The sequence below is a fragment of the Enterococcus sp. AZ078 genome, from assembly GCF_051714985.1.
GTDB lineage: Bacteria > Bacillota > Bacilli > Lactobacillales > Enterococcaceae > Enterococcus_B > Enterococcus_B hirae.
Genome location: NZ_JBIOSW010000001.1, coordinates 2,839,344 through 2,854,538, shown reverse-complemented (window position 1 = coordinate 2,854,538; position 15,195 = coordinate 2,839,344). Strand labels below are relative to the sequence as shown.

Annotated in this window: 11 protein-coding genes and 1 pseudogene; 9 read left to right on the top strand and 3 right to left on the bottom strand. The window is 36.2% G+C overall.

Going from position 1 to position 15,195, the window contains the following annotated elements; genetic code table 11:
• The first annotated feature begins 950 nt into the window (after positions 1–950).
• The gene (msrA, locus tag IGJ18_RS13295) at positions 951–1,475 is read left to right on the top strand and encodes a peptide-methionine (S)-S-oxide reductase MsrA (protein WP_010720682.1); all 525 of its coding nucleotides are present in this window, start codon (positions 951–953) and stop codon (positions 1,473–1,475) included.
• A 292-nt stretch (positions 1,476–1,767) separates the two neighbouring features.
• Here the strand turns inward: msrA and IGJ18_RS13290 are convergent, their stop codons facing one another.
• A complete protein-coding gene (locus IGJ18_RS13290) occupies positions 1,768–2,445 on the bottom strand; it encodes a prepilin peptidase (RefSeq protein WP_438843431.1) in 678 nt (225 codons plus the stop codon).
• A 72-nt stretch (positions 2,446–2,517) separates the two neighbouring features.
• On the opposite strand from IGJ18_RS13290, the gene IGJ18_RS13285 reads away from it, so the two are divergent.
• The 4 genes from IGJ18_RS13285 to rpsI all read left to right on the top strand — a co-directional run bounded on the left by IGJ18_RS13285 (position 2,518) and on the right by rpsI (position 5,858).
• Positions 2,518–4,059 carry a gluconokinase gene (locus IGJ18_RS13285; protein WP_438843430.1) on the top strand — a complete coding sequence of 514 codons (1,542 nt, stop codon included), beginning with the start codon at positions 2,518–2,520 and terminating at the stop codon, positions 4,057–4,059.
• Between the two features lie 190 nt (positions 4,060–4,249).
• Positions 4,250–4,717 carry a Dps family protein gene (locus tag IGJ18_RS13280; RefSeq protein ID WP_010720679.1) on the top strand — a complete coding sequence of 156 codons (468 nt, stop codon included), beginning with the start codon at positions 4,250–4,252 and terminating at the stop codon, positions 4,715–4,717.
• A gap of 304 nt (positions 4,718–5,021) precedes the next feature.
• On the top strand, positions 5,022–5,450 hold the full coding sequence (rplM, locus tag IGJ18_RS13275; protein WP_034686358.1) for a 50S ribosomal protein L13: 429 nt from the start codon (positions 5,022–5,024) through the stop codon (positions 5,448–5,450).
• 15 nt (positions 5,451–5,465) lie between these two features.
• The gene (gene rpsI, locus IGJ18_RS13270; RefSeq protein ID WP_002287505.1) at positions 5,466–5,858 is read left to right on the top strand and encodes a 30S ribosomal protein S9; all 393 of its coding nucleotides are present in this window, start codon (positions 5,466–5,468) and stop codon (positions 5,856–5,858) included.
• A 39-nt stretch (positions 5,859–5,897) separates the two neighbouring features.
• Here the strand turns inward: rpsI and IGJ18_RS13265 are convergent.
• Together IGJ18_RS13265 and IGJ18_RS13260 are read right to left on the bottom strand one after the other, a co-directional pair.
• Positions 5,898–6,113, bottom strand: a pseudogene (locus IGJ18_RS13265) (hypothetical protein); the annotation flags it as partial.
• 698 nt (positions 6,114–6,811) lie between these two features.
• On the bottom strand, positions 6,812–7,141 hold the full coding sequence (locus tag IGJ18_RS13260; RefSeq protein WP_438843429.1) for a hypothetical protein: 330 nt from the start codon (positions 7,139–7,141) through the stop codon (positions 6,812–6,814).
• A 623-nt stretch (positions 7,142–7,764) separates the two neighbouring features.
• Here IGJ18_RS13260 and IGJ18_RS13255 point away from each other — a divergent pair.
• The 4 genes from IGJ18_RS13255 to IGJ18_RS13240 all read left to right on the top strand — a co-directional run bounded on the left by IGJ18_RS13255 (position 7,765) and on the right by IGJ18_RS13240 (position 15,157).
• Positions 7,765–7,905, top strand: a complete 141-nt coding sequence (locus IGJ18_RS13255; protein WP_438843428.1) for a hypothetical protein — start codon at positions 7,765–7,767, stop codon at positions 7,903–7,905.
• Positions 7,906–8,220: 315 nt separating this feature from the next.
• Positions 8,221–8,646, top strand: a complete 426-nt coding sequence (brxF, locus tag IGJ18_RS13250; protein WP_438843427.1) for a BREX-3 system P-loop-containing protein BrxF — start codon at positions 8,221–8,223, stop codon at positions 8,644–8,646.
• 9 nt (positions 8,647–8,655) lie between these two features.
• Positions 8,656–12,375 (top strand): DUF6079 family protein, encoded by a 3,720-nt coding sequence (locus tag IGJ18_RS13245; RefSeq protein WP_438843426.1) that lies wholly within the window; start codon positions 8,656–8,658, stop codon positions 12,373–12,375.
• 4 nt (positions 12,376–12,379) lie between these two features.
• A complete protein-coding gene (locus tag IGJ18_RS13240; RefSeq protein ID WP_438843425.1) occupies positions 12,380–15,157 on the top strand; it encodes a DNA methyltransferase in 2,778 nt (925 codons plus the stop codon).
• Positions 15,158–15,195 lie beyond the last annotated feature (38 nt).

Genomic DNA, 15,195 nt, shown 5'->3' with positions numbered 1-15,195 from the left:
GTCGTGCTAAAGTTGATAGAAACAAACGAAATTGAGAATTTGTTCATTATAGACGAGCATTTTTTCTTATTTTTGTACTTCTAGAAAAATAGGTCCATGAATCATTGAATTGCTTAGTGAAACTTGCTAAAGGTTGGTATACTAAATCATTTTTGTTCATCGTTCAGGTGAAACATTGTTCTTTTTGCTATGTAGGGTCGAATGGGTTGAGATTTTTTCAGATAATAAACGATACATAATCGAGTTTGAACCAAACGTTTCAGTAAGTGATGCGAGTGCTTGTTGAGCTTGAAGTATAAAAACTTCTTCTTGTAGTTGGGAATGTGAGGACGAAGGATGTGTGGTATTGAGAATCAATTTTTCAAGTAGATTTTTTGGGCTGTCTTGATCTACTAGCGTACCAGAATTCTTTACTGACTTACTTGGTAAAATTTGTTGAATTTTATCAGTGAAATTAGTTTTTTTGCATAACGTGTCCCCCTGAAGTTAAAAATTTTAGCGGTTGTTAATTCAAAATCTGTGGAAAAGTATAATATAAAAGAACTATCCACAAGGAAAAAGAAAAACCGTTTATTCTCTCTTGTGGAAAAAACAGTTGAGAGGAAAAAGAAAGTTATCCACAAAAGAGAATGAAAATAGGGAAAATTGATAAAAATACCGGGAGGGGGTAAAATGAGTATTTCTTTCAATAAATGTAAAAAATGTGAGAACAATAAATGTCGTTTAGGTTTAAGTCCTAGGAGTATTGTATATACTTTTAAATAGATGGATAAAAAAATCAAATCAATGAAAAGATTAGTAAAAAAGAAAATACTGCAATACTCTATCTTAATAAAGCAAGCAGGTAAGTATAGGAGTATCGATTCTTTGTTTATTCGTTTCGAAGGTAAGCAAAACAGTATCACCCTTTGATAAATCAAGGTATGATGAAAGACAAAGGGGGATTTTATATGACGAAAAAAGCAGTTTTTGCAGGTGGTTGTTTTTGGTGCATGGTCAAACCTTTTGAAACACAGCCAGGAATCATAGCGGTAACCTCTGGCTATACGGGGGGACATGTCCCAAATCCTACCTATGAACAAGTAACCACGGGTACGACAGGTCATACGGAAGCGGTAGAAATCGAGTATGATCCGTCTCTGGTTTCTTATGAACAGTTAGTCGAAATCTACTGGCAACAAACAGACCCAACGGATGCTTTCGGTCAATTTGCTGATCGCGGAGACTCTTATCGACCGGTCATTTATTATAGCAATGAAGAAGAACGTGAAATCGCTGAAGCATCAAAGAAACAACTACAAGAAAGTGGTCGATTCGATCGTCCGATTGTCACAAAAATCGAACCCCGAAGTGAGTTTTATCCCGCTGAGGAGTATCATCAAGACTATTATAAGAAGAATAAAATCCACTATAATCTTTACCGAGAAGGCTCTGGACGAGGGAGTTTTTTACGCAAACATTGGTCTGGAAAATAAGACACATTGCATTTTGAAGAATTTCAGTTAGGGATAAAAGCTGGTCATGCTTTGGCTTGCTGTGAATTTAGTGGTTTTTAAAGTTATCTAAGTGTCAATGGATCGACCATCTGGTTGATCCATTTTTTTATAAATCAAGGTTCATTGTCATTTGTTGAATGACAGCAAGCAGAAAAGATACTAAGCTATCAAAAGCGTACGTAATGAGGCAAATAAGCAAAGTCCGTCAAATCATTAATCATCATCAGTTAAAAGGCTCGCATCGTTGATAACCAATAAATAGACAACTAAATTACCACACATGAAGGAGAAAAAGTGCGACACTCAAAAAAGGCACAAAAGGTACTCTTTTAGATTTTTTATCGTGAGAGAGAAAAATAAAGAAAAAAAGTAATCCCAATAAACTAGCAAGAAAGAGGAGTTGCATCAGTTGATTGAGAGTTAGACCGCCACTCCAGCTTAAAAGTAATAAAACATCACCTAAACCTAAAAATTCACTCCCGTAACGAGTAAGGAAAAAACTGATCAAGAATAAAACAGCAAAACTAAGCCATTGAAACTCTCCTTTGATCAACCAAGTCATCCATAAGATAAACCAGATAAAATAAAGCGTTCTTCCCTCGATCATCAAATAAAAACTATCCATTAACGAGAGTAAAAAGGCTGACAAAAACCAAAAAACAAGTAACCCGTTTGGGCGCTGTGAAAAATAAAATAGCCAAACAGATAAACAACCACCGATACATTCTGCTATAAAATAAATCGGCGAAAGCTTGCTGCGACAGTTTCGACAACGAAAACGTTGGTAACAGATGGAAAGCAATGGGACCAGTTCATACCAAGCCAATACATGCTGACAGTTGACACAATGAGACCGTGGGTAAATAATAGAGTGTCCTTGTGGCAGGCGTTGTGCCACTAAGCATAAGAACGAACCAATGCAACAACCAATGATAAAATAGAGAAACATAGCGAGGGCCTCCTTTTAAAGAAAGATACGCCAATAACAACCATTTTATTTATTTTTAGTAGAGGTGACAAAATGAAGATTTCGATCGGAGTCGATATCGGTACGACACAAACAAAAGCAGTGGCATTCAACGAGCAAGCTGAAGTCATCGCTTCAGCTTATTTTCTAAATCCGATGATCCAAGAAGCACCAGGAATGGCAGAACAAGACCCAGAATTGATCTTCCACGGTGTATGTACAGTAATCAAAGAAGTCGTCAAACAGTTACCGAAGTCGACAACTATAGAAGTGATGGCATTTTCATCAGCGATGCACAGTTTGATTCTGTTAGATGATAATAAACACCCTTTGACCCGTATGATCACTTGGGCAGATAATCGTGCGAAAACACAAGCTGAAAAACTAAAAAACAGCCAACTAGGGTTTCACTTTTATCAACAAACAGGCACCCCAATCCATCCAATGACGCCACTAGTTAAAATCCATTGGTTGAACGAAACCCAACCAGAACTAACGAAGCAAGTGGCGTATTATGTGAGTATAAAAGAATATATCTTTTTCCGTTTGTTTGGACAATTAGTCTGTGACTACAGTACAGCCTCAGGCACAGGTTATTTTGATATCCATCAATTCAAATGGGCAGAAGAAGCGTTAAATTACTTATCAATCACTCAAGAACAACTACCTGCAGTGATGCCGTCAACCACGATACTCAATGGATTATCAAAAGAAAAACAAGAAATTTTAGGATTAGAAAATGATATATCATTTGTTTTAGGTGGTGCTGATGGTCCTTTATCTAATTTGGGGCTAGGAGCTTTTGGCGAAAAGGTAGCTGCGTTAACAGTCGGTACCAGTGGGGCATTAAGATTTATTACAGATAAACCACAACTACATCCCGAGATGGAAACCTTCTGTTATGTACTGGATCGTACACATTGGGTAGTCGGTGGCGCAACAAGTAATGGTGCAGGAATTTTTGATTGGGCAAGTCAAACTTTGATGCAAGAAGTAACTCAAGCGGCTATTGACCAAGGTGAAAATCCTTACAATGCTCTTTTCTCAGCAATTACGTTTGTCCCACCAGGAGCGAACGGATTACTCTTTCAGCCCTATTTATTAGGAGAACGAGCCCCTCTATGGGAGGCAGAAGCTTCTGGGAGTTTTTTAGGTTTGCAAAGAGACCACACGGAAAAAGAAATGATGCGAGCCATTCTAGAAGGAATTTGTTTCAATCTAAAAAGGATTTTGACAGGAGTTTGTTCAGAAGATCAGTTAACAGAAATTAGAGCTACAGGCGGATTCTCACAATCGCCTGTCTTTCGCCAATTAATGGCTGACGTTTTGGGGTATCCGCTCATTTTCCCGGCGGTGTCTGAAGCCTCCGCTTTAGGAGCCGTTTTCTTAGGGTGGCAAAGTATCGGGAAGATCACTGATTTAAGCGAAGCTATAGAAAAAGTACAGCTTGCTTCACAAGTACCAGTTCAACAAACGGTCAAAGAGACATATCAAAAAATCTTTCCGATTTTTGTTGAAACACAAAAACAAGTAGCGGCAACTTATCAGCCTTTAGCACATTTACGTCAAACTTTAAGTACTATGAATGAAAAATAGGATGAAAAAGTAGAATGACGGAATAAGAGAGGAATAGTGTAAGAACTAGAAAAAACGACTAAAGCAATAGAAAGTCTTTTCTAAGAAATGATAGGATGAAAATCGTTCTCAACTAATTGGTTTTATTGTACTTTTGTCTTAAAGTTTACTATGCTTTTATTGTAGACAAAAGTTAGGAGGAGAAAAGAAAATGAAATTTCCACAAACAAAAGAAGTATTAAATCAATTAGTTGCAGACTTGAGTCAAATGTCTGTTGTTGTTCACCAAACACATTGGTATATGCGTGGACCAGGTTTCTTGACATTGCACCCAATGATGGATGAATTTATGGATGACTTGAATGAACAATTAGATGAAATCTCAGAGCGTTTGATCACACTAGATGGTTCTCCTTATTCAACCTTACGTGAATTTGCAGACAACACCAATATTCCTGACGAAGTAGGCAATTGGGATCGGACTATTCCAGAACGCTTGGAAATTCTTGTGAAAGGCTACCGCTATTTGGCAGACCTTTACCAAAAAGGAATTGAAGTAGCTGGTGAGGAAGGCGACGACCCAACACAAGATATCTTTATCGAATTCAAAACAGCGACTGAAAAACGAATCTGGATGATCCAAGCTCATTTAGGAAAAGCTCCAGAAATCGATGCGTAAAATAATCATCAGCTGATGATATTATATAATAGTAGAAAAACTGCGAGGGAAGTTATTTTCCTTGCAGTTTTTATTTTAGAAGAGAAAGAAACGTTCTTCGTTCTAAAAAAGAATGAGTGCATCACAAGGATACGGGCAATAAAAACGAAAGTTTTGGATTGCTAAGAAAAAACGTTGACATTAAGGGGATTAGCAGGTAATATGTTAAATGGTATTGTTTGCCCCACAAAGAGCCCCGGAAACTCGAAGTGTATGTCAAACATCAGAACTTAAATTGGAGGAAACTAACGTGCGTACAACATATATGGCCAAACCAGGCGAAGTAGAACGTAAATGGTATGTAGTAGACGCAACTGATGTTCCATTGGGACGTCTTTCAACAGTTGTTGCATCTGTACTACGTGGTAAAAATAAACCAACTTTCACACCTCATTTGGACACTGGCGATTTCGTCATCGTAATCAATGCAGATAAAGTGAAATTAACAGGTAAAAAAGCGACTGATAAAATTTATTACCGTCACAGCAACTACCCAGGAGGATTGAAATCAATCACTGCTGGTGAATTGCGTGCTAAAAATTCTCGTCGTTTGATCGAAACTTCTGTAAAAGGAATGCTTCCTAAAAATACTTTAGGCCGCAAACAATTTACAAAATTGAATGTATACGCTGGAGCTGAGCATCCACATGCAGCACAACAACCAGAAGTTTTAGACATTACAAACTTAATCTAATAGGAGGGAATTTCATTGGCACAAGTTCAATATATCGGCACAGGCCGTCGTAAAAATGCAGTTGCTCGTGTACGTTTAGTACCAGGAACTGGTAAAATTACTGTAAACAAAAAAGATGTTGAAGAATACATTCCACATGCTGACTTGCGTGAAGTAATCAATCAACCTTTCGCTGTTACTGAAACAAAAGGCGCTTATGACGTATTTGTTAACGTAAACGGTGGAGGCTACGCTGGACAATCAGGAGCTATCCGTCATGGTATCGCTCGTGCATTGCTAGAAGTTGATCCTGACTTCCGTCTAGCTCTTAAACGTGCTGGCTTACTTACTCGTGACGCACGTATGGTTGAACGTAAAAAACCAGGTCTTAAGAAAGCTCGTAAAGCTTCACAGTTCTCAAAACGTTAATATATCTTTATATATCGATACTTTCAGGCGTTTCGTAATTCACTTTGCGAAGCGTCTTTTTTTGAGTTGACACCATTCCGGTCTGCATCTTTTTTGAGATAAATTGCGATAGGCAAATTCACCAATGGGCATTTGAATGACATTCGGTGCGTTTACATAGGTTCTCGTGATGTTTGTATCGCTGTGAGTCAATGCCTCAGAAATCTGTTCCAGAGCTACACCAGATTGTTTGGCTAAAGTTACCCCAGTATTTCTCTTCGAATTTGCGAGCCGAAATCAAATACTATATATGGAGTATAATGATGTCGAAATTATTTTGCTAGGCTGGCGAGCCATTGATTAATGCGAGACGGTCAAAGTTGATTAGAAATGATGGACATTTGATCATTACTGAGTAAGATTTTCATTCCGGCCATGTTCTCACTTACTTTGAATTTTATGTATGGAATAATGAATTATTTTTTTATCTTGGTATAGCGAACAATGATTTCTTGAAAATCCATCACTTATTCAGAATGTTCACCTTCATTTACATCACTATAAAAAATCGGACGTCTTACGAGATACTCATTGGTATAAAGCACGTCTTGATTTGTGGTATCAAGGGGTTGATCCAAGAGTGGCTTTGTGACGCTAGGTACTTTGAGGTTGCGCAACTTGAAGTCCGTTTTTTTCTTGTGTTCTTTCATATCCAAGTCCTTATCGAAACATTTGCTGATATAGCGCCCACAATTTTAGGTAATATCTACATCAATCTTATTGATTTTGATAAATCCGCGTCCCCAGATTGTAGTAACGCGATTGACGGAGATAAAAGGGAAGTCATGCACGGCAGACAATCTTTCCAGCTGGACCGGTTTTAACGAACAAAAACGGCTCTATGGCGCTGCCTCACCGTTTCGTCCTAATTGCCCAATAAACCCTTAGGAAAATTAGTTTTGTGTAGTGGGGCCTTATCTTTTCGAAATCAAAGTTGCCGCATCTGCTGTGGATGATAAACCATAACTGACGAATGGTCCGTTTGATCGTCCCCAAGGTACAATCGATAAATTGTTAAAATTAACCATAGATAAACCTTGTTGGCTAAGCTTTTCGGGAGTAATTACAATATATTCAGATTTGACTTTGACACTGAATTTTTCGTAGTGAAATTTTGGTAGGATACATTTATAACTCCAACTTAGAATCTCGACATCCTTTTGCCAGTAAGCGACATTGACTACTCGGTATTCTTTTTCGAGTTTTTCTTTTGGTAAAGTGAGATCATTGATTTTACTTGGCATAATAGCTCTTCTCTTTCGATATACAATAATTTATACGCTGCTATGCATTGGCCCCTGAAAATGTGATTAATTATCTAATATCAGCAGGAAACCGGTAGGCTGGTTTTACTTTGGTGATATTGAAGAATATATTGCGGACTACTTATGCCTAAAAGGACAGGCGATAATCGTGGAAGAGCATCCTGAAGTTGTTCAAACAATCAAAGAAGAGCTTTATACTGGAGAGTTTAAAAATCCTGCATAGGAAAATGAAGTTGGTTATCCATGTGAGAAATATATTGACGATTCTTTTTATGAACTGCAACAAGAAGTCATTAAAGAAAAAATTCAAAAAATAGTACGTGATAAGATTAAAAATTTACCGATTTCCGATAAATTATCTAAACAGAAGAAAGATGAAGCAGTCGCCGTTATCGCGAGTGGCATCATCGAATACATGAATGTAGCTGGCGAATTTAATTACGATAAAAAAGATGGTATGATTAAAATAGTTACACGAGAAGTCGGGAAGTGCGATTTTTTGAGGATAGCAATTTTGAAGATCGGTAGTTAGTGAGAAAACTAATAAATATCTTGGCAGATCAACAAAAACCAGCGAATTAATCAATCATTTATCTGAAGAGTTGACAGATAGGGCATTTACAGGATTTTTTGGTGGGAAAGAGTTGGTAGAAACGATTCAGACGTTAAGACCAGCGTTAATTAATCTGTCCAATAAAATTAGTGCTGATCAGCTTGAGGATTGGTTTGAAAAGTATAATTAATTTAAATTAGGGATTGATGATATGTCGTTAGGGGATCAATTGAGACTGAACCGATGATGAATAGGGCTATAAATTGGCTTAATATTCCCCGTCAGATTATTTCAAAAAAATTGTATGCTTACATTTGCATGGTATAATCACTGATAGTTAACATAAGGTATATTTCAGTTTTTTAATTGTGAAAAGACGATAAGACATTATTTTCTCTTAGCGAAAATCAATCAGGTTGTTTTGAAATATCGCGGATATTGTTTCGTCTTTATCTATTAAAGTGTTCATAAATACACTAATTTTTTCAAAAGGAGATTGTAGATAATGGATGATATAGGGGTATTTATTTCCCATTTAAAACAACAATACCAAAAGTTAGGAGTGGTAGTATCTAGCCAGGGTAAAGAAATTAATATGGATAGAGTGGAATTCGTAAAATTGAACCTATCTTTAAGCGAATTACTTCTGGAAAAGAGTCGGCGAAGTTGGTATCTGGTTGCTTCTGATTTTATCAAAGGAATAATAGAACGTTCTTCAGAAGAAGTTGTTCTGTTTGATAACTTTGAATTGATAATGAATCCAGAATTAGGTATCAACTTTATGGATTTATTGCTAGAACTAAGTAAGATAAAAATTGTTTTGATTGCATGGCATTATGATGTTGAAGGGACCACTCTCATATATGCAAAACCTGGGCACAAGGAATACCGCCGAATTGAAATGAAAGAAGATCAATTATTTTTTGGATAGGAGAAGAAAATGCTGTATAAAGAATTAGTAAATTTTGAACCAATTGATTCAGTCATCCAATTAACAGACGCAAATTCAACAGAAAAGGCAATGCACCTGTTGGATACATACGTAATCTCAGATCGCATGGCAGAAACAATTAATGAAATTATTTTTAAGCAACTACAATACGCTAGACCAGAGGACAACAAGGGATTATTGGTCGTTGGTAACTATGGCTCAGGTAAGTCACATTTGATGTCAGTGATCTCAACAATTGCTGAGTATGAAGGTGCTAGTAAGCATATTGCAAATAAAGAAGTAGCTGAGCACGCTAAACAAATTGAAGGACAATTCAAGGTAATCAGGTTTGAGATTGGTGGGGTAGATCGCCCGTTCAAAGATATTATTATTTCACAACTCGAAAAAGGCTTTATTGAAATGGATGTCAATTTTGAATTTCCAGAAGATGATTCGAAGTTAACCAATAATAAAGAATGGCTACTGGAAATGATGGATGCCTTTAATACAAAATATCCAGAAAAAGGGTTATTAGTAGTCGTTGACGAACTTCTGGATTATCTTCGTTCACGTAAAGAGTTAGAAATGACATTGGATTTAGGGTTCTTACGTGAGTTAGGTGAAATAGCGTATGATAGCCGCTTTAGGTTTATGGCCGGGATTCAGGAGATGCTATTCGATAATCCACGTTTCTATTATGTAGCGGATCCACTGCGACGGGTAAAGGAACGTTTTGAGCAAGTACGTATTGTAAAAGAAGATATTGCCTATGTTATTTCACAACGATTACTTAAGAAAAATGATTTACAAAAAGCTAAAATTCGTGAACACTTAACGGAGTTTTCTAAGCTCTATGACCGACTAAGTGAGAATATAGAAACATATGTTGAGTTGTTTCCAATTCATCCAGCATATTTATCGACATTTGAGAATGTTCATAATATTGAAAAACGGATAGCATTAAAAACCATTACCAATGAAATGAAGAAGATTATTAATCACGAAGTGCCGATAGATGATCCAGGATTAGTTTCCTATGATAGTTATTGGACATACATTGAGGAAGACCCATCTTATAAGACAATTCCTGAAGTTCGAGAAGTGATGGATAAAGTATCAATTTTGAAGGATAGGATCAATAGTGCCTTTCCTTCAACAAAAAGACGCTATCAAAAAATGTCTATTCGTATAGTGAATGCTATGGCATTGAATCGTCTAACTACTGATGATATCTATTCTAAGGTAGGGATGACTTCTGATGAATTGAAAGATGATCTTTTTCTAACAATTCCTGGTCAGATGGATATGCTGCTTGAAGATCCTGATCCTGCTGGATTTTTGAAAACAAATATAGATGTGGCTATTAAGACAATTATGGAAACCGTTAGCTATCAATATATTTCAGTAAATGAAGTCAATGCACAATATTATCTAGATTTGAAAAAGGATATTGATGTAGATAGTTTGATTGCAGATCGTGCTGAAATTATTGAAGCGGACACAATGGACCGCTACTATTTCGATTTATTACAAAATGCGATTACTTTGGATGATCTTACCTATATTTCTGGTTATAAGATTTGGTCATATGAGCTTCCTTGGGAGCAACGGCGAGTGATGCGAAAGGGATATCTTTTCTTGGGTTCTCCTAATGAGCGATCTACGGCGCAACCAGAGCGAGATTTTTACATTTATATGTTACGACCATTTAATATCGTAAACTATAAAGATGAGAAGCGCTCAGATGAAGTCTTCTTCAAACTTAATTTAGAAGACGATTACTTTGAAAAGACATTACGAAAATATGCTGCGGCAAAAGAGCAGTACATTGAAACAACACAAGCACAAAAACCCTTATTTAAAACTAAGTATGATAGCTACTATAAGCAATTGAATAAATGGCTGTTCGAACATTTTGTAGATGTATTCAAGGTGATTTATAAAGGTAAAGAAGGATATCTTTCTGATTTTGGAATGTTCCTTCCGCAAGAAGATACTTTGAAAGCAATGGTCAACTATGCTTCTGCAGAGTTCTTGAATGATGCCTTTCAAGAGAAATACCCAGATTATCCAACCTTTAAAGAATATAAGCCAGGATATCTAACAAATGATAATATCAAAACTTCCGCAAGTGATGCCTTGCAATTCTTAAATGGACGTTCAACAAAAACTGGGGAAGCCATACTGAACGGCTTGGTTATGGAAGATAGCACTGGGAAAGTCACTGCCGAATCCATTTCTAATTCTGGCTTTTCAAGATGGATTTTGGAAATGCTAGAAGAAAAAGGTAACGGCAAGGTGGTTAATAATAAGGAAATATATGATCAAGATGCCTTACGTGGTACAGGAGATAGACGTCTTTCAAAAGAGTTTAAATTGGAGCCCGAATTAGTAGTTGTCGTGATTGGTGCGCTTCTTTATGCAGGGAAATTAGAGATAAGCGTAGCTGGAACGAACTATACAGCAATGAACTATCGAGAGTTTGCTGCCGAAAATATCGATGTATTGTCTAATTTCGACTATATCAAAAAGCCATCTGGTCTTCCAATTAATGAAATCAATGCAGTACTAAATCTATTTGAGGAATACACACCAAACTTTGATGAGAAGATTCTAGAAGGATATATTAGGCGCCTTAGCAGCAAGTCAATTGAAGAAGTGAGTCATACCTTAAATACTATTGAGATGGTCAAGAAAGGTTTTTCTATTGGCGGCACAGAAGTTATGGATGCAAATACTCGACAAGATACAATTATGAGACTCACTTCTTATAAAGATTTTTGTGAAAAAGTCCAACGGTATAATACCGTTGCTAAAATGAAAAACTTTTCGGCTAGCGTTACTGAAATCACAGAACAAGAAGAAAACAAGAAATTAATTGATTCAATTGAACAGATGAAGAAAGACGTTGACGAAGTCGGTACACTAGTGACATACATTACACAGGCTACTTACAACTATGGCCTTGAGAGTGATTGGACAAAGAATGCCCAAGAAGCGATTAATGCTGTCGTTGTAGCCGTGAAGAAAGGTGCTGGATTCAAGTCGCAAATGGATGACTTGAAAGAAATTAAAGAGCACTATATAGATGAATATTATGATATTCATCAGAAATCTCGATTAACAAGTAAAGAGGAAATTAATCGTGATGCGCTACTTAATTCAGTTGAGGCAGATGTATTAGCTACACTAAAGGCCAATATCGACATTCTTCCGGGTCAACAGCTTATTGATTGGGTCCGAGAGCTACGTGCTACAAGAGCTTGTTTTTCACTAACAAAAGCTGAACTAAAACAATATCCGACATGTCCTCATTGTAATTTCGAAATTGGAAAAACTGATCGGAATTCTAAACTGGTTGTATCTAATGGTAAAGAAAAGTTGACTGGAATTTATGAAAATTGGATGGAGATTCTTGTAAGTAGCTTACAACAGGGAGACATTGTTGAGAATCGGGAACTCTTGAATAATGAAGAAAAGGTAGAAATTAATCAATTCATTGCTGCAAAAGAATTAACATTTCCGGTTAGTCCTCGATTCTTGAATACCATAAATAATTTGTTTAAAGGCTTTGAGAAGGTTGAATTAACCGAAGCGGAGCTGATTAAAGCGATGGGAGATGGTAGTCCAATGTCAGTTAATGAATTAGAAGGACGTATCCGTCAATTGATTGCAGAGCTAACTGAAGGCAAAGAAAAAAATAAAGTTAGAATTATGTTTAAGAGGTGAGTAGATGTCATTAGAAAATGAACAATTGTCTTTTGATTCTGAACAAAAGGAAAATAAAAGAGTGACAGTTCTCGGGTTGGAATTCGAAAACGATGATGCTCGTCGAGAGTATTTCCGGGAGGAACTGAGAAAAAAACTTCCTGAGTTGAGGGGAATTGAAGGATTTCCAATAGGAAATGATGAGAATATTATTGAATTATCTAATCCGCCATTCTACACAGCCTGTCCGAATCCCTGGATTTCAGATTTAATTGATGAATGGAGTGCTGATAAGCCTGGCATTGAATATCATCGCGAACCTTTTACATCTGATGTTAGTGAAGGAAAGAGTGACCGTATTTATAATATCCATAGCTACCATACAAAGGTACCCCATAAAGCAGTGATGAGATACATTTTGCATTACACGAATCCAGGTGATATTATTTTAGACGGTTTTTCAGGTACAGGGATGACTGGTGTAGCTACAAAATATACAAATAGTAGAGAAGAAGTAGAAAAATTAGGTTACTATGTAAATGATAAAAATGAAATTTTCGATGATTCAAATGAAGTTTTTTCTCAATTAGGAGAAAGACACTCCGTTTTGACGGAACTCTCTCCTGCAGCAAGCTTAATCTCAAATAGTTATAATGAGAATATATGCAGTGAAGATTTTAAAAACAAGAGTGAAAGTATTTTAGCTGAACTTAATAAAGAAACATCTTGGCTTTTTATGACTGAGGATAAAGATGGGAATATTGTTCCGATAAATTATTCAGTTTGGAGTGATGTTTTTCTTTGTCCCAACTGTGATAATGAGCTTGTCTTTTGGGATATAGCTGTTGATATGGACAATAAAGAAATGAAAAAAGAAATGTCCTGCCCTTTTTGTAAAGCAATCGTTACAAAAAAAGATATGAAGCAAGTATTTGTATCGAAGTTTGATAATATATTATCCCAAGTGATTAATGTTCCTAAACAAGAACAAGTTTTAATAAATTATTCAAATGGATCACAAAAGATTAATAAGCGACCAACTCAGTTTGATTTTGAATTACAAAAAAGAATTGAAGATTATGAAGTTGCTGGGTTTGTACCTATAAATTCGATAATAGCTGGTGACGAGACGGATAGATTAAAAAAATCTGGAATTCGACATGTGTTTCAGCTCTATTCCAAGAGAAACCTTATCGTAATGTCTGTTTTTTATGAAAAAATTAGAGGTACTAAGTATTTTGGTGAGCTCTTGAATATTCTAAGGAGCAGTAATTCATACTCGACTAAAATGGTAAAAGTGAATGTTCCAAGGTTACTTGATAAAGGCGGAGTATTTTCATTTGGGTTTGTTAGCGGCACGTTATATATTCCTAGTTTAAACGGCGAAAGACCAGTTCTGGATGCAATAAAATCTAAAACGAAGAGTATGATAGCAGTGAATGATGGTATTCAAAACTCATGTGTTGTGTCAAATCAAAGTACAACTGATTTAAGAAATATTCAAAGGAATAGTATTGATTATATATTTGTTGATCCTCCCTTTGGGGCAAATTTGATGTATTCTGAATTGAACTATTCTTCAGAATCATGGATGAACTTATTCACAAATAATTCTCAAGAAGCAATAATGAATAACATGCAGAATAAAGCAATTGGTGATTACAAATATCTGATGAGCAGATGTTTTAGTGAATTGTATAGAGTTTTGAAACCGGGAAGATGGATGACAGTTGAATTTAGTAATTCAAAAGCAAATGTTTGGAATTCAATTCAGGAAGCCATTCAAAATGCAGGTTTTATAATCGCAAATGTCGCCGCATTGGATAAAAAGCAGGGAAGCTTTAAGGCAGTTACCACGACGACGGCAGTAAAGCAGGACTTAGTAATTTCTGCTTATAAGCCTACTGAAGAGAATATTGAGAAAATGAAGGCACAACGTAATAATGTGGAATCAGCTTGGACGTTTGTTACACAACACTTATCAAACCTTCCAGTATTTATGGGAGACAAAGGTGATGCGGTAATCATATCCGAGCGAACACCACGTATTCTATTTGATAGAATGGTTGCCTATCATGTTCAACAAGGTCTACCAGTCCCAATTTCTTCTGCTGACTTTCAATCAGGTATTGCTAGTCGTTATCCGATGCGCGATGGCATGGCTTTCTTAGACTCTCAAGTGGCAGAATATGATAAAAAACGAATTCTTGCAAAAGAGTTTGCTCAATTGTCGCTATTTGTATCTGATGAAAATAGTGCTATTGAATGGATTCGTCAACAATTAATGAAAAAGCCACAATCTCGACAAGATCTCCATCCGCAATTTATGAAAGAGATTCAGCATATTGCAAAGTATGAAGAATTACCTGAGCTCGATGAGTTGTTAGCACAAAACTTTTTATACTATGATGGAAATGGGGCAGTACCCAATCAAATTAGTACCTATTTGACAAAAAATTATCATGATTTGCGTGGCTTAGAAAAAGATGATGTTTTATTAAGAGAAAAAGCAAAAAATCGGTGGTATGTTCCAAATCCTAATCAACAAGCTGATTTGGAAAAACTGCGAGAGAAGAATTTATTGCGTGAGTTTGGCCATTATCTTGATGAAATCAATAATAGCAAGAAGAAATTAAAAGTATTCCGTACAGAAGCAATCCGTGTTGGTTTTAAGAAGGCGTGGATAGAAAAAGAATATCAAACTATCGTAACAGTGGGTGAGCGTCTACCAGAAAAAGTAATCCAAGAAGACGATAAGCTCTTGATGTATTATGATAATGCTTTAATGCGAACAGAAATGTAATAAATACTAATTATAAAGAAACTTGATAGATTCTACAC

Coding starts and splice junctions, on each gene's coding strand:
- IGJ18_RS13285 (WP_438843430.1), top strand. CDS start 2,518: ATGAAGATTTCGATCGGAGTCGATATCGGTACGACACAAACAAAAGCA.
- IGJ18_RS13260 (WP_438843429.1), bottom strand. CDS start 7,141: ATGCCAAGTAAAATCAATGATCTCACTTTACCAAAAGAAAAACTCGAA.
- rplM (WP_034686358.1), top strand. CDS start 5,022: ATGGCCAAACCAGGCGAAGTAGAACGTAAATGGTATGTAGTAGACGCA.
- IGJ18_RS13290 (WP_438843431.1), bottom strand. CDS start 2,445: ATGTTTCTCTATTTTATCATTGGTTGTTGCATTGGTTCGTTCTTATGC.
- IGJ18_RS13240 (WP_438843425.1), top strand. CDS start 12,380: ATGTCATTAGAAAATGAACAATTGTCTTTTGATTCTGAACAAAAGGAA.
- IGJ18_RS13280 (WP_010720679.1), top strand. CDS start 4,250: ATGAAATTTCCACAAACAAAAGAAGTATTAAATCAATTAGTTGCAGAC.
- brxF (WP_438843427.1), top strand. CDS start 8,221: ATGGATGATATAGGGGTATTTATTTCCCATTTAAAACAACAATACCAA.
- IGJ18_RS13245 (WP_438843426.1), top strand. CDS start 8,656: ATGCTGTATAAAGAATTAGTAAATTTTGAACCAATTGATTCAGTCATC.
- msrA (WP_010720682.1), top strand. CDS start 951: ATGACGAAAAAAGCAGTTTTTGCAGGTGGTTGTTTTTGGTGCATGGTC.